The organism is Microbispora rosea (assembly GCF_900156315.1).
GTDB lineage: Bacteria > Actinomycetota > Actinomycetes > Streptosporangiales > Streptosporangiaceae > Microbispora > Microbispora rosea.
In genome coordinates this window covers 264,613-280,469 of the sequence record NZ_FTNI01000004.1, presented here as the reverse complement: position 1 = coordinate 280,469, position 15,857 = coordinate 264,613, and the positions used below count along the sequence as shown (strand labels likewise).

The window sequence follows — 15,857 nt, the reverse complement described above, 5'->3', positions numbered from 1 at the left end:
GTGGTTTCGTGGCGGCGAAGCGGCCGCAGCTCACCGGGCGCGCGGCGATCCTCGCGGTCGTCGTGTGCGCCATCGCCATGAGCCTCGCCTACCCCGTGCGGGAGTACGTCGCCCAGCGACGGCAGATCGCCCAGCTGGAGGCGCAGCAGGCGAACGCGCTGCGCAAGCTCCAGAACCTGGAGCAGCGGCGCCGGCGGCTGGAGGATCCGGACTACGTCAAGCGCCTGGCCAAGGAGCGGCTGTTCTACTGCGAGCCGGGCGCCGACTGCTATCAGGTGATCGACGAGGAGACGGCCGGGAGCGCCGCCGCCAAGGCGGGGACGAAGCAGCCGGAGCGTCCCGCCTGGTACGTCACTCTCTGGCGGTCGTTCGAGGCGGCCGACAAGGGGCGGCCCGCCGCACCGGCGGCAGGGCGCAGCCCCGCACCCACGGCGTCCGCATCGGCGTCCGCGCCGGCGCCGGCGGGATGAGGACGGCGGACGCCACCGGGGACGGCGGGGCGGAAAGCGTGAAGGGCGAGGAGATCGACGTGGCGGACGACCAGGCGGACCACGCAGGCCACGCGGGCCGTGTGGACCCCGCCGACGTGGCGGCGGCGCGGGCGCAGCTCGGGCGGCCGCCGCGCGGGGTGCGGGCCGTCGCCCACCGGTGTCCCTGCGGCCTGCCCGACGTGCTGGAGACCGCGCCCCGGCTGCCCGACGGGGCGCCGTTCCCCACGCTGTTCTACCTGACCTGCCCGAAAGCCGCCTCGGCGATCGGCACGCTGGAGTCGTCCGGCCTGATGAAGAGCATGCAGTCTCGGCTCGCGGAGGACCCCGAGCTGGCCGAGGCCTACCGGGCGGCCCACGAGGACTACGTCGCCCGCCGCGACCGCGCGGCCGGCGAGGAGGGCCTGGAGCCGCTGCCGCGCGACATGCAGAGCGCCGGCGGCATGCCGGGCCGGGTCAAGTGCCTGCACGCGCTGGTGGCCCACGAACTGGCCGCGCCGGGGGCCAACCCGTTCGGCCGGGAGGCGCTCGACGCGCTGCCCGACTGGTGGGCAGGCGGCCCCTGCGTGGTCGTGGAGAATTCCGCAGAGCAGCCATAGGCCGGGAGACCGAAACGGAAGCGCCGTCGTGGCGTGGAGGGCCGACCGGAGGCCGGAGGGGATGAGCGTGAAGACGAAGCGGGTCGCGGCCATCGATTGCGGGACCAACTCGGTCCGCCTTCTCATCGCGGATATCTCCGGCGACGACCTCGCCGACGTCGAACGGCGGATGGAGATCGTCAGGCTCGGCCAGGACGTCGACCGTACGGGACGGCTCGCGCCGGAGGCCCTGGAGCGGACGTTCACGGCCATGCGCGGGTACGCAAAGCTGATCAGGGAGCACTCCCCGGACGGTCCCGTGCCGGTCCGCGTGGTCGCCACCTCGGCGACCCGTGACGCCGCCAACCGGGCCGACTTCGTCTCCGGGGTGCGGGACATCTTCGGCGTGGAGCCCGAGGTGGTGACCGGTGACGAGGAGGCGCGCCTGTCCTTCACCGGCGCGACCCGCGGCCTGGCCCGCTCTGGCGCCGAGGCCGAGACCCCCTATCTCGTGGTGGACATCGGGGGTGGTTCGACCGAGTTCGTCGTCGGCTCGCGGTCCGTCGAGGGCGCTCTGTCGGTGGACATCGGCTGCGTACGGCTGACCGAGCGCCATCTGCGCGACGACCCGCCGAGCGCCGGGACGGTGGAGGCGGCCGTCGCCGACATCGAGGCGGCCATGGACCGGGTCGAGGAGCACGTCCCGGTGCGTACGGCGCGGACGCTGGTCGGCCTGGCCGGTTCTGTCACCACGGTCGCCGGGATCGCGCTCGACCTGCCCGCCTACGACCCCGCGCGCATCCACCACTCGCGCATCCCCGCAGAACGGGTTCACGAGGTGTCCGCGCGGCTGTTGCGCCTGACGCACGACGAGCGGGCGGCCATCCCGGTCATGCACCCGGGCCGGGTCGACGTCATCGGCGCGGGCGCGCTCATCCTCGACCGCATCGTCCGCCGCTACGGTTTCCCCGAGGTCGTGGTCAGCGAGCACGACATCCTCGACGGCATCGCCTGGTCCCTCGCCTGACGAGAACCAGGACGCTACGAGAACCCTGCCCTCACGAGAACCCTGCCGTCACGAGAACCCTGCCCTCACGAAAACCAGAACCTGACGAGAACCAGGACCTCAGGAGGCGACGGCCCCGGCGTTCGTCTCGTAGGCGTCGAGGATCGAGTCGAGGAGGCCCGGGAACCGGCCGTCGAGGTCGGCCAGGCGCAGCGCGGTCCACCGGCGGTTGCCGTCCTCCCGCTGGTGGATGACACCGGCCTCCCTGAGCACCCGGAAATGGTGCGTGAGCGTCGACGGCGCCACATCCACCGGGAACGTGCCGCAGGCCCGTTCCGGCTCGGCGCGCAGCGTCCGCACGATCGTCATGCGCGTGGGGTCCGCCAGCGCGTGGAGGACGTCGAGCAGGTCGATCTCGGCGGCGTCCGGATGCGTCAATGCCGACCGGCGGCGTTGGGATCGGGGCATCTTCCACCTCTCTTTCGACAACCATCGTACAACTATGGTACGACATTCGTAGTACTACGAACATCGAAAGAGGAGCGGGTCATGCAGGCGTTGGTGATGACGGGACCGTCGCGCGGGTCGGACCTGACGGAGGTCGGGGACATGCCGGTGCCGGAGCCCGGCGAGGGCGAGGTGTCCGTCGACGTCTCCCACGCGGGCGTCAACTTCATCGATGTGATGGCGCGCAGGGGAGAGCCGGGCTATGTCACGGCCTGGCCGTTCGTGCCGGGCAAAGAGGTGACGGGAACCGTGCGCCGGGTGGGCCCGGGAGTCTCCGGCCTCGTGCCGGGACAGCGGGTGGCCGCCCTCACCCCGTCCGGCGGTCTCGCCGAGGTGGCCGTGGCGCCCGCCGCCGTGACCGTGCCGCTGCCGGACGACGTGCCGTCCTCCCTCGCCGCGGCCGCCCCGCTGATGCTGACGAGCGCGTTGCTGCTGCTCACCGACGCGGCGAGGCTCGGCGCGGGTGAGAGCGTGCTCGTGCACTCCGCGAGCGGCGGCGTCGGATCGGCGGTGGCCCGGCTGGTCCCCGCACTCGGCGGAGGACGGCTCATCGGCACCGTGGGCCGGGCGGACAAGGTCCAAGCGGCCCGGTCCGCCGGCTACGACACGGTGGTCGTCCGTGACGAGGGGATGGGCGCCGCGATCCGGGCCGCGGCGCCCGAGGGCGTGGACGTCGTCCTCGACCCGCTCGGCGTCGAGCTGCTCGAACTGGACCTGGAGGTCACCGGTCCCGGCGGCCGGATCGTGCTGTTCGGCAACGCGGGAGGAGGTGAGGCGTCCCCGTTGCCGCCCCACCCTCGCCTGATGCGCGGCAACGTGGGGATCGTCGGCTTCAGCGCCAGTGCCCTCACCGCCGGCGCGCCCCACCGGATCGCGCGGGGACTGAGCCGTGTGCTGGACCTGATCGCGGAGGGCCTGCTGGATGTGCCGGTGACCGTGATCGACTCTCTCGCCGGGGTGCCGGACGTCCACCAGCTGCTCGCCGACGGCCGCGGCAGCGGCAAGTACGTCGTACGGATCGCGTGAACGCCGCGTAGGGACCGGAGGATCTTGCCGCTATTACGCAATGCGTAGTACTGTGCGATGCGTGGACAGCAGCCAGCTCCTCAAAGGGGTTCTCGACCTGGCGGTCCTCGCGGTGCTCGCCGAGCGTGACAGCTACGGATACGACGTCGTACGCCGCCTGCGCGAGGTGGGGCTCGAAGACGTCGGCGACGCCTCCGTGTACGGGACGCTGCGGCGGCTCTTCAAGGCCGGAGCGCTCACCTCCTACGTGGTCGCCTCCGACGAGGGACCGCACCGCAAGTACTACGGCCTCAACGACGTGGGCCGCTCGCTCCTCCAGACCTCGGCGAAGACCTGGACGTCCTTCGCCGCCACCATGAACGACCTGCTCAAGGAGGTCGATCCGGGATGACTCCCCCTATGACGCCCCAGGACTACGCCGCCGCCGTACGCGCGGCGCTCGCCGATCTCCCCGCCCGGGACATGGACGCGCTGCTGGAGGACCTGGACGAGCATCTCGCCGAGGTCGCCGCCGAGCCGGGCATGTCGCTGGAGGAACGCCTCGGCGGCCCCGAGGCGTACGCGGCCGAGCTGCGGGCCGCCTACGGCGGGCGGCCGTCGAGCGGCGGCTCCTCGCTGGGCGGGCGGCTGCGCGAGCGGACGAGCGGAGCGGTCCGGCGCGTTCACACGCGGCTGCTCGTGCTCCCGCCCTACCGTCAGGCCGCCGTCTTCGCCCCGGAGTTGCGCCCCGCGTGGTGGGTGCTGCGGGGCTACGCGATCGCGCTGGCCGTGCTCGCGCCGATCAGCGCCCCCGGGCTGATCCCCGGTGACATCCCCGCGTGGGTGTTCACGCTCGCGGTCGTCTGGGGGTCGGTGTGGCTGGGCCGGCGGGGCCGCGCGCGAGCGTCGCGCTGGGGTCGCGTGCTGCTGCTCGGAGCCAATCTGGTGGCCGCGGTCCTCGTGGTCACGGCGATGGCGGACGTCCCGAGCACGTCGTCGCGCGGCGTGGCCTTCGACTACGGCCCCCGGCCGGAGGTGTACGCGCCGGGCATGCGAGTGGAGAGTGTGTCCTCGCTGGGCGGGGACGTCTCCAACATCCTCCCGTACGCCGAGGACGGGACGCCGTTGCACAACGTCCGGCTCTACGACCAGGACGGCAACCCGATCATGCTGGACCCGGGCTTCGACCAGGAGATCGTGATCCCCTGTGACGGGGAGCCGCCCATCCGCAACGCCTACCCGCTGCCGCTGAAGCCCGTGGAGCGCCGCGCCGATCCCACCGAACCGGAGGCGGAGGCGACCTGCGTCCCCGCGACGCCGGCGCCCACGGACGCCACGGCCTCACCGACGCCCTCCGCCGAGCAGTCCGGCTCGCCGTCACCGTCGCCGTCCGCCGAGCCGTCTCGCCGCTCGCGATAGGCGCGAGCGGGAAACGCGGAGTCAGCCGGACCCGAGCGCACGCAGCATGGTCAGGAGCGCCGTGCGGCCGGAGCCGGGCGGGACGTCAGCCGTGCAGGCGGACGGGCAGGGAGAACAGGCCGCGCATGATGGCGCTGGGCCACCAGCTCAGCTCGGCGGGGTCGGCGGCGAGGGCCAGGCCGGGGAACCGTTCGAGCACCCGGCCGATCGCGGCCTCTCCCTCCACCCTGGCCAGGGCCGCGCCGACACAGTAGTGGGGCCCCCGGCCGAAGGCGAGGTGCGGCTCGCCGATCCGGCCGGGGGAGAACGCGTCCGGGTCGGCGAAGGCGGCCGGGTCCCGGTTGGCCGCGAGCAGCGAGACGAGGATGGGCTCCCCCGGCAGCATCTCCTGGCCGCCGATCACCACGGGCTCGGTGGGAAAGCGCCAGGTGGCGTTCCGTACGGGACCGTCGTAACGCAGCATCTCGTCGATGAAGTCCGGCAGCAGGGAGAGGTCGGCGCGCAGCGCCGCCGCCTGGGAGGGGTGCCGCAGCAGCGCGAGCAGTCCGTTGCCGATCAGCGCCACGGTCGTCTCGTGGCCGGCGATCAGCAGCAGGAACGCGGTCGAGGTGAGCTCGTCCTTGTCGATCTCGCCCTGGTTGGACCGCCGGACGAGGTCGGTGAGCAGGTCGTCGCCCGGCCGGGAGCGCTTGAGCTCGACCAGGTCGGCCAGGAAGCTCTCCAGGGCGTCCGTGGCGCGTTTGATCTCCTCCACCTCGGACGCCGCCGCCGAGTCGATGACGGAGGCGTGCCGGTGGAAGGCGGCCCGGTCCTCCTCGGGCACGCCGAGCAGGTCGCAGATGATCGTGATCGGCAGGGGATAGGCGAGACCGGCGATGAGGTCGGTCTCCGGGCCGTCGAGGCGGTCGAGCAGCGCGTCGGTCACCTCCAGCGCCCGCGTCCGCAGCCCCGCCATCCGCCGGGGTGTGAAGGCCGCGCTCACGAGCCGCCGCAGGCGCGTGTGGTCGGCGCCGTCGGCGTTGATCATGTGGCGGGCCAGCCCGGGCCGGTGGTCCAGGGGCAGGCCGAGAGAGGCGGCCCGCCATTCGGGCGAGCCGGCCGCCGGGTCCTTGGCGAGGGCGGGATGGGTCAGCGCGGTCACGGCGTCCTCGTACCGCGTGACCAGCCACGCCTCGCAGCCGGGCAGCGGCACGCGGGTCACCGGCGCGTTCCGGCGCAGCCAGTCGTAGGCGGGGTAGGGGTCGGCGTCGAACGCCGGGCCGAACATCGGGGGGACTGAGTCGGTGGACACGGGCCGTACGTACCCACCTCCGGCGCGGCGGAAAAGATCGGAATCTTTCTCGGCATGACCGCTTCGTGACACTCGTAGGTGTCGCCAGAGCCGGCTTCTGGCGGACGCACATTTTCTGACCTGGCACGATCGGTGTCATGAGCTCCGTTCCTCCCGGTTCCGGCTGGCCGGGTGACCCGGCGTGCCCGGACACCCCCGTCGCCCACGACGCCCACGAGGTCGCCAAACTCGCCGCAGAGAGCCGTACGCTCGCCGAACTGACCGCCAGGCAGTCGGTGTGCCGCGCCTGCCCGCGTCTCGTCGAGTGGCGGGAGGAGGTCGCCGACGTCAAACGGCGGGCGTTCGCCGACGAGACCTACTGGGGCCGGCCGATCGCGGGGTGGGGCGACGACGCGCCGCACACGCTCATCGTCGGGCTGGCGCCCGCCGCGCACGGCGGCAACCGGACCGGCCGGATCTTCACCGGCGACCGCAGCGGCGACTGGCTGTTCGCGTCGCTGCACCGCACCGGCCTCGCCGCGCAGGAGACCAGCGTCCACGCGGGCGACGGGCAGCGGCTGATCGGCGCCCGGATGATGGCGGCGGTCCGGTGCGCCCCGCCCGCCAACAAGCCCACCCCCGAGGAGCGCGACACCTGCTTCCCCTGGCTGTCCAGGGAGCTCGCGCTCGTGGCGGGCACGACCCGGGTGATCGTGGCGCTCGGCGGTTTCGCCTGGCAGGCGGTGTGGCCCGCGCTGCGCGAGGCCGGGTTCACGCTGCCGCCCCGCAGGCCGCGGTTCGGCCACGCGGTGGAGGTGCCGATTTCCCACGGCGCGGCTCCCGTCACGCTGATCGGCTGCTACCACCCCAGCCAGCAGAACACCTTCACCGGCCGGGTCACCGCGGACATGCTCGACGCGGTCTTCGCCCGCGCCGCCGCGCTGGGTACGGCGACCTTGTGAACCAATTCACGAGTGTGAAGTCGATCACTGAGAGAAGATTGCGGGAATTTTCCAGAGAAATGTCGCCAAGAGATGGCGGAGTGGGGAAAATCACTGGACCTTCGGCCCTGGCGCGATGGTGCGATTGCCAACTTGTGACGTAAGCTTGTGAATGCTTTCACAAGCTCTGGGAGGGCATCGTGGCAGACCGCAACTGGAAGCATGTCGTCATCGTCGGCGGTGGATACGTGGGCCTTTACTCGGCTCTTCGTCTCCAGCGCACGCTCCGCCGTGAGCTGCGCGACGGCAGCGTGCGGATCACGCTCATCGACCCGCAGTCGTACATGACCTACCAGCCGTTCCTCCCCGAGGCGGCGGCCGGCAACATCTCGCCGCGCCACGTCGTGGCCCCGCTGCGCCGGGTGCTGCCCAAGGTGCGCATCCTCAACGGCAAGGTCTCCAAGGTGCACCACGAGGCGCGCACGCTGACCTTCGAGCCCGCCGCGGGCCAGTCCCGTGAGATCGAGTACGACGTCGTCGTCATGGCGGCCGGCTCGATCTCGCGTACGCTGCCGATCCCCGGCCTGGAGGACGCGGCCATCGGCTTCAAGACCGTCGGCGAGGCCATCGCGCTGCGCAACCGGGTGCTGGCCCTCCTCGACCGCGCCGAGTCGAGCGACGACGAGGACGTGCGCCGCCGCGCGCTGACCTTCGTCGTGGTCGGCGGCGGCTTCGCGGGCATCGAGGCGCTCGCCGAGCTCGAGGACATGACCGAGGACGCGGTCACGTACTACCCGAGCATCGACAAGAAGGACCTGCGCTGGGTCCTCATCGAGGCGTCCGACCGCATCCTGCCGGAGGTCGGTCCCGAGATGGGCGAGTGGACCGCGGAGCAGCTGCGCGAGCGCGGCATCGAGCTCAAGATGAAGACGTTCCTCCAGTCGTGCGAGGGTGGTCTGGTCAAGACCTCGGACGGAGACGAGTTCGAGTCGGCCACGATCGTGTGGACCGCCGGCGTCAAGCCGAGCCCCATCGTCAACTCCACCGACCTGCCGCTCGACGAGCGCGGCCGGATCAAGACCACGACGCGCCTGACCGTCGCGGGCGTCAAGGGCGCCTTCGCCGCCGGTGACATCGCGGGCGTGCCCGACGTGACCAACCCCGGCCAGTACTGCGCGCCCAACGCCCAGCACGCCGTACGGCAGGCGAAGGTCCTCGGCGACAACATCACCGCGTACCTGCGCGGGCAGAAGCTGGAGGACTACCGGCACAAGTACGCCGGGTCGGTCGCCGGGCTCGGCCTCTACCGGGGTGTCGCGAACGTCTACGGCATGAAGCTGCGCGGCTTCCCCGCCTGGTTCATGCACCGCACCTACCACCTGTCGCGGGTCCCCACCGTCAACCGGAAGGTCCGCGTGGTGATGGACTGGACGATGTCGCTGTTCTTCAAGCGGGAGACGATCTCTCTCGGCGAGATCGAGCACCCGCGCGACGAGTTCAGGGCGGCCGCGAAGAGCGGGCCCAAGCGCTGACCCGCCCGGCGGGGACGGGCCGGGGACGGCCCCAGGACATGTGACGGCCCGGCGGCGCACACCCGCCGGGCCGTCGCGTGTCCGTGTGCTCTGACATGCTGGTGTGGTGGACGGGGGAGAAGGTGCGGACGGTCTCCCGGACCTTGACCGGGTGGCTCCCCGGCGTGCCGTTCACGCGCTGTGGAAAGGGGGACAAGCCGCGTAAGACGTAACTTGCTTACAGAGGAGTGATCCGTGACATATGATCGCGGCGCCCCCGTAGCCCAATGGCAGAGGCAAGCCCCTTAAAAGGGCTGTGGTGTGGGTTCGAGTCCCACCGGGGGCACTGGCGCCCGGCAAGACACCGAAGCATCGACCGGCAGGACAGCGAGCATCGAGGCGAGTGGGGCCTCACGACGCCCTTCGTCGAACCGGGGCCCTTCACGCGGCCCTTTCACGTGGTCCTTTCACATGGTCCTTTGGCGGGGCCCCCTCACGTGGCCCCTTCTCGGCACGCTCATGCTGTGGCCGGCTCAGGGCCGGTCTTCGCGTGTCCGGTGAGCGCGCGGGAAGTCCCCGTTTCGCCAGGTCAGTCGGTAGATCTTCTCGTTCCGCTTTGTCATAGGGAGCCCATGCTCGGATACATTCGGGCATGCGTTTCGTCCCTTTTGTCATGGTTCTTACCGGCTTGGTGGCTGGTATCGCCTCGCCTGCGTCGGCCATCACCCATGGCTCGGTCGATAACACTCAGCACCCGGAAGTGGGAGCCCTTATCGGCGACGAGCCGGAGAGCGACGGCACGTGGTCGTACTGCACCGGCACCCTCATCTCGCCGACCGTCTTCCTCACGGCCGCCCACTGCGGCGGCAAGGGCCAGAAGACGGCCCGGGTCTCCTTCGCCGGCCACTACCAGCCCGGGGAGAAGCTCTACGCCGGTCGCTACGTGCCCGACTCGAGATACAAGGGCGACGCCTATGACATGGCGGTCGTGATCTTCCCCGAGCCCGTTGCCGGCATCGCCCCGGCGAAGCTGCCGTCCCTGGGCCTGCTCGACCAGCTCAAGGCCGACGGCCGCCTCCAGGCCGCGCGCTTCACCCCGGTCGGGTACGGCTCGGTGGACCCCGTCAAGAAGCGGCACGGATGGCGGTACCGCTACACCGACACGCGCAGCCAGACGTCCATCTCCTACAAGCGCCTCGGCAGCAGGTGGCTCGACCTGGTGCCGAACCCCTCGCGCGAGGAGGGCGGGACCTGCTACGGCGACTCGGGCGGCCCCAACTACCTGGGAGGCCCGGACTCCAAGCTGCTCGTGGCCACGACGATCAGTGGAGTGGACGACGCCTGCAAGACGACCAACGTCGACTACCGCCTGGACATCCCCGAGGTCAGGGAGTTCCTCGGCAAGTACGTCACGCTTCCCTGACGCCGTTTTCGCGATTGGGGGTAGACGTATAACCCCTATGGGGGTATGAATGATGCATGCCTAAGATCAACGTGTACCTCCCAGATGATCTGGCGGAGGCGGTCAAGGAAGCGGCGCTTCCGGTGTCCGCGATCTGCCAGCGGGCGCTGGAGCAGGCGGTCCGCCGCGTGAGCGCCATCCGCGAGACCATCCTCGGCGACTTCGAGATCGACGACCCCCGGTTGTCGCACTTCACTCCCAGGACCCGCGCCGTCTTCCGGCTGGCGCTGGACCAGGCCCGGGCCGAGAACGCCACCGGCATCGGCACCGAGCACCTGCTCGCCGCGATGCTGGCCGAGGGGCAGAACCTCGCCCTGCACGTCCTGTGGGCCATGGAGATCGAGCCCACTCTGATCGAGCGCGACCTCGCGAGCCGCCGCCCGTCCGTACCCGCCGCGGCGGCAGGCCCGGAGCGGCCAGAGGACGAGGGAACGCGGAAGGACGGTCCGAGCCGGTTCGACGCGCACGCGGCCAACGCCCTCGAACTGGCGGTCACCGAGGCCCATGCGCTGGGGCACAACTACATCGGGTGCGAGCACCTGCTGCTCGGTCTGGTCGCCGAGCCCGACGGGATCGGCGGGCACGTGCTGCGCGAGCGGGGCGCCGAGCCGCGCCTCACGCGGCGCGCGGTCGCCGCGGCGCTCGCCGGCTACGTCCACCTCCGGGCGCAGGCGCAGGGCGCCTCCGCGTCCCAGGACGCGTCTCCGTCCGCTCCCGCGGCCTCCTCCCAGGCGGCCATGCAGGCGGTGGCGGCGGCCGTCCGTCAGGAGATCGCTCCGCTCCTGCGGCGCATCGAGCGACTCGAACAGCACGCCGGAGTCGCCGCGCCCGCCGAGGACGACGCGTCGTGACCGGACGGGTGCTGCTGGTGGCGACGGGCGACGTCATGGCATATGCCCGTCGCACCAGCCGTCCGGGGCTCGCGACGGCCGCCGACCTGCTGGCGGCCGTACCCGGGAATCTCGGCGTGGAGGTCGTGACCGAGGACGTGCAGGCCGAGCCGAGCTGGGACACCTCGCCCTCCACCATGCTGCGGCTGGCCCGCCGTGCCCGCTCGGCCCTGCTGGACGAGGGGTTCGACGGTGTGGTCGTCACCCACGGCCTGGACACGATCGAGGAGACGGCCTTCCTCACGGACCTGCTCGCGGGCCCCGCCGCTCCGCGCGGCGGCATCGTGCTGACCGGCGCCGCGCGCGGGCTGGACGAGCTGTCGAGCGACGGCCCGCGCAACCTCGCGTCGTCCCTGGTCGCGGCGGCCGATCCCGCTCTTCGCGGCGTCGGCGCGGTGGTCTGCGTGAACGACGAACTGCACGCGGCGCGCTGGGTCACGATGGCCGACGCGACCGGCCTGTCGGCCATGTCGTCCGCCCCCGCGCCGATCCTCGGCCGGGTGGTGGACGGCCGGGCCGAGATGACGGCGACGCCGCCGCCGCGGCCCCCGGACGCACGCGGAGAGCCGGAGACGCACGTCGCGCTGATCAAGACGTATCCGGAGATGGACCCCGTGCTCGTCACGTCCGTCGTGGACGCCGGAGCCAGGGGTGTCGTGCTGGAGGGCACCGGCGCCGGGAACATCCCGATCACCCTGTACGGGGCCCTCAGCGAGCTGGCGGAGTGGGACATCCCCGTGGTGGTCGCCTCGCGGTGCCGCACCCGGCCGGTCGAGCTGGAGGACCTGCCGCTGGGGCTGGGGCTGGCCGCGAAGGTCGGCGCGATCGGGGCGCGGGGGCTGGCTCCGGCGAAGGCCAGGTACGCCCTGATGGTGGCGCTCGGCGGGGGCGGGCGGCACGCCGTCCGCGACTGGTTCGCCCGCCTCTGACCGCGGTCAGGCCTGTCGCTCGTGCACCGGCGCCGGGGCGTCCGCCACCTGCGACGGCTCGGCGTACGGGCCGGTGGCGCCGTCGATCGCGGCCTGCGGAGGCGCGGCGTCGGCGGTCTGCGGGCAGCCGGAGACCGGCAGGCGCAGCACGAACATGGCGCCGCCGTACGGCGACTCGGCCGCCACCAGGGTGCCGCAGTGGGCGCGGGCGATGTCGCGGGCGATGGCCAGGCCGAGCCCGGTGCCCCCGCGGCCCCGGCTGCGCGCCGTGTCCGACCTGGCGAACCGCTCGAAGATCCGCTCCCGTTCGGACTCCGGGACGCCGGGACCGTCGTCGCTGACCCACAACTCGACGAAGCCGTCGTCGCGCCGGAGCCCGACCTCGACCACGCTGCGGGCGTGCCGCTGCGCGTTGTCGAGCAGGTTGGTCAGCAGACGGGCGAGGTGGCGCGGCGCGGCGTGCATCCTGACCCCGTCCGCCAGCCGAAGGCGCACCGGCAGCCGGTCGGACCGGCGGGCGACCTCGTCCCTGACCAGCGCGGACAGGTCCACAGGTTTGCGGCCCGGGGTCGTGGCCCCCACCTTCGCCAGCAGGAGCAGGTCGTCGATGATCGCTTCCAGCCGTCCCACGTCGAGCAGCGCGTCCCTGAGCAGCGACGGCAGATCGGTCTCGCCGGGGTGAAGCTGCGCCTCCTCCAGTTGCGTGCGCAGGCCGGCGAGCGGAGTGCGCAGCTCGTGGGAGGCGTCCGCGGCGAACTCGCGCTGCCGCCGCAGCGCCCGTTCGGTGGTGATCTTCGCCTGCTCGATGCGGGCGAGCGTGCTGTTCACGGTGCGGGCGAGCCGTGCGATCTCGTCGTCCCCACCCGGTACGGGCACCCGGGTGTCCAGGTCGTTGACGTTCACAGCGGCTAAGTCGCTGCGGATGGCCTCGACGGGGCGCAGGGTGCGTCCGGCCACCTTCCAGGTGGCCCAGGCGGTGAGCAGTACGAGCACGGAGACCTCCGCGGTGAAGAGCAAATCGAACATCCCGACGGGCGTGAAGCCGTTGATGGGGCGCCCCGCGTACACGACGGGGGAGTCGGGCCCGGGCATCACCCGCAGCGCCGCCAGGCGCAGGCACCCGATCCCGTCGTGCGTGCAGGCCTCGACGTCCTGCATGGGATCGTCCTCCGACGGCCAGAAGGACGTGAGCGGGGGCATGCCCCGGGCCGCGGGCGACGTGGCGAGCACCCGCCGATTGGGAGCCACTACTTGGACCAGGTCGATCCCGGCCACCTGCGGGGTGATGCCGCTGTGGAAGTGGCCCGTACGCCACGCGGCGGCCGTGAGCGCCGCCTCCTGCCGGGCGTCGAGCCAGACCGCGGTGGAGAACGCCTGCCGGGCCAGGATGCTGCCCAGGACCCCGGTGGGGATCAGCAGCAGGGTGGCGAACGCCGTGACGAGGACGGTGACACGCCCTCGGATGGAATCAGGCCGGAACCTTCGCAATAACAGTGGTCCGCTGACTTTCATCGCCGTCCTCCTCGCGATGACATTCCCCTGCGGCACCGGCACCGGCACCGGCGCGGGAGGCGGCCGGGCGACCCCCGGGTGCCGAAGTGACCGTCCGGAGGGCCTGTTGTGCCTGTGCGGTTGGAACGAGAGGCCCGCAACGGCAGGTGGAGTGATCGCTGAGACGTTCTACCTGGTCAGGCCGCTACTTCGTGGCTCGGCACCACGTTAGCACTAGACTTGAAGGTCTCAAGTACATGAATTGTTCAAGTTTGTGGCGCGGCCGGTGCCGGCCGTTCTCGTCCGTGGGGAGACGGCGGGAACTCGCCGGACCGCCCGGTCGTTGCCACTGCGGTGGAGTGGCGCTCCCACTTGTGAGAGCACCGCTCCTCGGGCACCATCCCCACTAGGCCGCGCAGCGGCTGATCAGTGAGTCGCGTCCTGGAGGAAGCGAATGGAGAGTAAGAACCCCATATTCAGTCGGCGTGGGGCCGCTGGTCAGCAGGCGTGGGCCGGTCCGGCGCCCAGCGTGCAGCAGCTGGACCAGATGTACGCCGCGCCCTCGTACGCCCCCCCGGCGGCACGGGCCATGACGATCGACGACGTCGTGGTGCGCGGCTTCATGACCCTCGGCACGCTCGTCGTTTCGGCCGCCCTGGCCTGGTACTTCAACGTCGGCTGGGGCCTCGCGGCGCCGGCGATGATCGTGGGCCTGATCCTCGGGCTCATCGTGTCGTTCCGGCAGAGCACCAATCCGGCGCTGATCCTCGGCTACTCCGTCTGCTACGGCGTCGCCATCGGCGTGCTGAGCCACATGTACGACACTGTCTACAACGGCATCGTCCTGCAGGCCGTGCTCGGCACGATGGTGGCCTTCGGCGGCACGCTGGCCGTGTACGCGCTGAAGATCTTCCGGCCGACGCCGAAGTTCGCCAAGTTCGTGGTCGCCGCCGCGTTCGGCGCGGTCGGCCTCATGCTGATCAACTGGATCGCGAGCATCTTCGTCAGCGGTGGCCTGGGCCTGCGCACCGACAGCCCCATCGGCTGGATCTTCAGCATCGGCATGATCCTGCTCGGCTGCTTCTTCCTGCTGCTCGACTTCAGCGAGATCGAGCAGGGGGTGCGGGCCGGCGTGCCGGAGCGCTACTCGTGGCTGATGGCGTTCGGCCTGACCCTGAGCCTCGTCTGGCTCTACCTGGAGATCCTCCGCTTCATCAGCTACTTCACGAACAACGACTAGCCGTACGAGCGCAAGGGGCGCCGTTCCTCCGGGAGCGGTGCCCCTTTGTTGCGCTATATCAGGATCTGGTGATCGGCGCCGCAACTTTCGATCAACATCCTGTAACAAATCAATGCCGCCGAGGGCTTGTCAAGCGCGGACCGGTGATGCACTGTGACACAAAGCAGCCTTTTCCGTGGAGGTGCCCATGTCGTTGAACCACTCACCGGAGACCCAGAACAAGCTGATCGCCCGCGTCCCGTCCATAACCGGGCGCGACCTCCCAGAGTGGTTCGAAGCCATCGACAACGGCCCGTCGTTCCTACGCTGTGACGAGCGGGCCAACTGGCTCGCCGACGAGCACGGGCTGAGCCACGGCTACGCCGCCGCCATCGTCCTCGAGCACGAACGGCGCCGTCGCTTCTAGACCGGAGCGCGGGAGGCGGCAGTGACGTCCCGCGCACACAGCACGCACGAGCACAGCACGCGCAAGCAGCGTCCCGCGGGCGGACGCGCTCCCGGCGGTCGCGCTCTTCCGGCAGCCACCGTCCCGGCAGCGTAGAAGGCCCCGACAGCGTACCCAGGCCCGAGGTAGGGAGAGCCAGCGTAGGAACCGCACTACCGTCCCGAAGGCAGCACTGACGCGCCCGCACCGGTCCGGTGCGGGCGCATCATTGTTGTATGGATCTCGACAAGGCGCGTGAGTTCGTCAGGAGCAACCACCGAGCGGTCATGCTGACCCGCTATCCGGACGGGCGGCCGCAGACCTCCCCGGTGACCGTCGGCTGCGACAAGGACGGCTACATCGTGATCAGCAGCCGCGAGACGGCCGTGAAAACCCGTAACCTCCGGGAGAACCCGCAGGTCGTGCTCACCGTCATGACCGACGCCTTCTACGGCGAGTGGATGCAGATCGAGGGTGTCGCCCACGTCGTCTCGCTGCCGGACGCGATGGAGCACCTGGTGCAGTACTACCGCGACATCAGTGGCGAGCACCCGGACTGGGACGACTATCGCGCCGCCATGATCCGGGACAAGCGAGTGGTCATCCGCGTCGAGCCCACACGCGCGGGCCCCGACTTCCACGGCTGAGTCCGCGCCGGTCCCGGCTCCCGCTGAGTTCACGCCGGTCCCGGCTCCT

Annotated in this window: 17 protein-coding genes and 1 tRNA gene; 15 read left to right on the top strand and 3 right to left on the bottom strand. The window is 71.3% G+C overall.

The features are described from left to right. The first annotated feature begins 8 nt into the window (after positions 1 to 8). From BXA11_RS08530 to BXA11_RS08520, 3 genes are all read left to right on the top strand, one after another. Positions 9 to 470 carry an FtsB family cell division protein gene (locus BXA11_RS08530; protein WP_239105062.1) on the top strand — a complete coding sequence of 154 codons (462 nt, stop codon included), beginning with the start codon at positions 9 to 11 and terminating at the stop codon, positions 468 to 470. Beyond that, positions 467 to 1,087, top strand: coding sequence for a DUF501 domain-containing protein (locus tag BXA11_RS08525; RefSeq protein WP_083744061.1), 621 nt, complete (start codon positions 467 to 469; stop codon positions 1,085 to 1,087). The genes BXA11_RS08530 and BXA11_RS08525 overlap by 4 nt, the downstream gene beginning before the upstream one ends. A 67-nt stretch (positions 1,088 to 1,154) precedes the next feature. Then, positions 1,155 to 2,093, top strand: a complete 939-nt coding sequence (locus tag BXA11_RS08520) for a Ppx/GppA phosphatase family protein (RefSeq protein WP_204053744.1) — start codon at positions 1,155 to 1,157, stop codon at positions 2,091 to 2,093. Positions 2,094 to 2,192: 99 nt separating this feature from the next. On the opposite strand, the gene BXA11_RS08515 is transcribed toward BXA11_RS08520, so the two are convergent. Continuing rightward, positions 2,193 to 2,540: an ArsR/SmtB family transcription factor gene (locus tag BXA11_RS08515; protein WP_030507600.1), complete on the bottom strand. Its 348-nt coding sequence runs from the start codon at positions 2,538 to 2,540 to the stop codon at positions 2,193 to 2,195. 81 nt (positions 2,541 to 2,621) lie between these two features. Between BXA11_RS08515 and BXA11_RS08510 the strand changes: the two genes are divergently transcribed. The 3 genes from BXA11_RS08510 (at position 2,622) to BXA11_RS08500 (ending at position 5,003) form a co-directional block, all read left to right on the top strand. Continuing rightward, complete coding sequence (locus BXA11_RS08510) at positions 2,622 to 3,605, top strand: quinone oxidoreductase family protein (protein ID WP_076433994.1); 984 nt, start codon at positions 2,622 to 2,624, stop codon at positions 3,603 to 3,605. Between the two features lie 61 nt (positions 3,606 to 3,666). Further along, positions 3,667 to 3,996 (top strand): PadR family transcriptional regulator, encoded by a 330-nt coding sequence (locus BXA11_RS08505; protein ID WP_030507598.1) that lies wholly within the window; start codon positions 3,667 to 3,669, stop codon positions 3,994 to 3,996. Next, positions 3,993 to 5,003 (top strand): HAAS signaling domain-containing protein, encoded by a 1,011-nt coding sequence (locus BXA11_RS08500; protein ID WP_143734152.1) that lies wholly within the window; start codon positions 3,993 to 3,995, stop codon positions 5,001 to 5,003. The genes BXA11_RS08505 and BXA11_RS08500 overlap by 4 nt, the downstream gene beginning before the upstream one ends. A gap of 85 nt (positions 5,004 to 5,088) precedes the next feature. Here BXA11_RS08500 and BXA11_RS08495 read toward each other — a convergent pair whose 3' ends face one another. Further along, positions 5,089 to 6,294 (bottom strand): cytochrome P450 family protein, encoded by a 1,206-nt coding sequence (locus BXA11_RS08495; RefSeq protein WP_231513850.1) that lies wholly within the window; start codon positions 6,292 to 6,294, stop codon positions 5,089 to 5,091. 137 nt (positions 6,295 to 6,431) lie between these two features. On the opposite strand from BXA11_RS08495, the gene BXA11_RS08490 reads away from it, so the two are divergent. The 6 genes from BXA11_RS08490 to BXA11_RS08465 all read left to right on the top strand — a co-directional run bounded on the left by BXA11_RS08490 (position 6,432) and on the right by BXA11_RS08465 (position 12,006). Beyond that, positions 6,432 to 7,235 (top strand): uracil-DNA glycosylase, encoded by an 804-nt coding sequence (locus BXA11_RS08490; RefSeq protein ID WP_076433992.1) that lies wholly within the window; start codon positions 6,432 to 6,434, stop codon positions 7,233 to 7,235. 176 nt (positions 7,236 to 7,411) lie between these two features. After that, positions 7,412 to 8,746, top strand: coding sequence for an NAD(P)/FAD-dependent oxidoreductase (locus BXA11_RS08485; protein WP_036406197.1), 1,335 nt, complete (start codon positions 7,412 to 7,414; stop codon positions 8,744 to 8,746). A 252-nt stretch (positions 8,747 to 8,998) separates the two neighbouring features. Further along, positions 8,999 to 9,071 (top strand) — tRNA-Leu (locus BXA11_RS08480). 414 nt (positions 9,072 to 9,485) lie between these two features. Next, positions 9,486 to 10,148: a trypsin-like serine protease gene (locus tag BXA11_RS08475; RefSeq protein WP_159454747.1), complete on the top strand. Its 663-nt coding sequence runs from the start codon at positions 9,486 to 9,488 to the stop codon at positions 10,146 to 10,148. 56 nt (positions 10,149 to 10,204) lie between these two features. Further along, the gene (locus BXA11_RS08470; RefSeq protein ID WP_076433990.1) at positions 10,205 to 11,038 is read left to right on the top strand and encodes a Clp protease N-terminal domain-containing protein; all 834 of its coding nucleotides are present in this window, start codon (positions 10,205 to 10,207) and stop codon (positions 11,036 to 11,038) included. Next, a complete protein-coding gene (locus BXA11_RS08465; RefSeq protein WP_076433989.1) occupies positions 11,035 to 12,006 on the top strand; it encodes an asparaginase in 972 nt (323 codons plus the stop codon). The genes BXA11_RS08470 and BXA11_RS08465 overlap by 4 nt, the downstream gene beginning before the upstream one ends. A gap of 6 nt (positions 12,007 to 12,012) precedes the next feature. Here BXA11_RS08465 and BXA11_RS08460 read toward each other — a convergent pair whose 3' ends face one another. After that, entirely contained in the window at positions 12,013 to 13,518 is a 1,506-nt protein-coding gene (locus BXA11_RS08460; RefSeq protein ID WP_083744060.1) for a sensor histidine kinase, read from the bottom strand. 433 nt (positions 13,519 to 13,951) lie between these two features. Here BXA11_RS08460 and BXA11_RS08455 point away from each other — a divergent pair, with 433 nt between their 5' ends. The 3 genes from BXA11_RS08455 to BXA11_RS08445 all read left to right on the top strand — a co-directional run bounded on the left by BXA11_RS08455 (position 13,952) and on the right by BXA11_RS08445 (position 15,808). Next, positions 13,952 to 14,737 carry a Bax inhibitor-1/YccA family protein gene (locus tag BXA11_RS08455; protein WP_030507589.1) on the top strand — a complete coding sequence of 262 codons (786 nt, stop codon included), beginning with the start codon at positions 13,952 to 13,954 and terminating at the stop codon, positions 14,735 to 14,737. A gap of 187 nt (positions 14,738 to 14,924) precedes the next feature. Then, positions 14,925 to 15,143: a DUF4287 domain-containing protein gene (locus BXA11_RS08450; protein ID WP_030507588.1), complete on the top strand. Its 219-nt coding sequence runs from the start codon at positions 14,925 to 14,927 to the stop codon at positions 15,141 to 15,143. Positions 15,144 to 15,397: 254 nt separating this feature from the next. Beyond that, positions 15,398 to 15,808 carry a PPOX class F420-dependent oxidoreductase gene (locus BXA11_RS08445; protein ID WP_030507587.1) on the top strand — a complete coding sequence of 137 codons (411 nt, stop codon included), beginning with the start codon at positions 15,398 to 15,400 and terminating at the stop codon, positions 15,806 to 15,808. The last annotated feature ends 49 nt before the right edge of the window (positions 15,809 to 15,857 follow it).

Bases quoted from the DNA above. Each gene is read 5' to 3' on its own strand.
- BXA11_RS08525 (WP_083744061.1), top strand. From the start codon at position 467: ATGAGGACGGCGGACGCCACCGGGGACGGCGGGGCGGAAAGCGTGAAG.
- BXA11_RS08515 (WP_030507600.1), bottom strand. From the start codon at position 2,540: ATGCCCCGATCCCAACGCCGCCGGTCGGCATTGACGCATCCGGACGCC.
- BXA11_RS08510 (WP_076433994.1), top strand. From the start codon at position 2,622: ATGCAGGCGTTGGTGATGACGGGACCGTCGCGCGGGTCGGACCTGACG.
- BXA11_RS08500 (WP_143734152.1), top strand. From the start codon at position 3,993: ATGACTCCCCCTATGACGCCCCAGGACTACGCCGCCGCCGTACGCGCG.
- BXA11_RS08490 (WP_076433992.1), top strand. From the start codon at position 6,432: ATGAGCTCCGTTCCTCCCGGTTCCGGCTGGCCGGGTGACCCGGCGTGC.
- BXA11_RS08470 (WP_076433990.1), top strand. From the start codon at position 10,205: ATGCCTAAGATCAACGTGTACCTCCCAGATGATCTGGCGGAGGCGGTC.
- BXA11_RS08460 (WP_083744060.1), bottom strand. From the start codon at position 13,518: ATGAAAGTCAGCGGACCACTGTTATTGCGAAGGTTCCGGCCTGATTCC.
- BXA11_RS08455 (WP_030507589.1), top strand. From the start codon at position 13,952: ATGGAGAGTAAGAACCCCATATTCAGTCGGCGTGGGGCCGCTGGTCAG.
- BXA11_RS08450 (WP_030507588.1), top strand. From the start codon at position 14,925: ATGTCGTTGAACCACTCACCGGAGACCCAGAACAAGCTGATCGCCCGC.
- BXA11_RS08445 (WP_030507587.1), top strand. From the start codon at position 15,398: ATGGATCTCGACAAGGCGCGTGAGTTCGTCAGGAGCAACCACCGAGCG.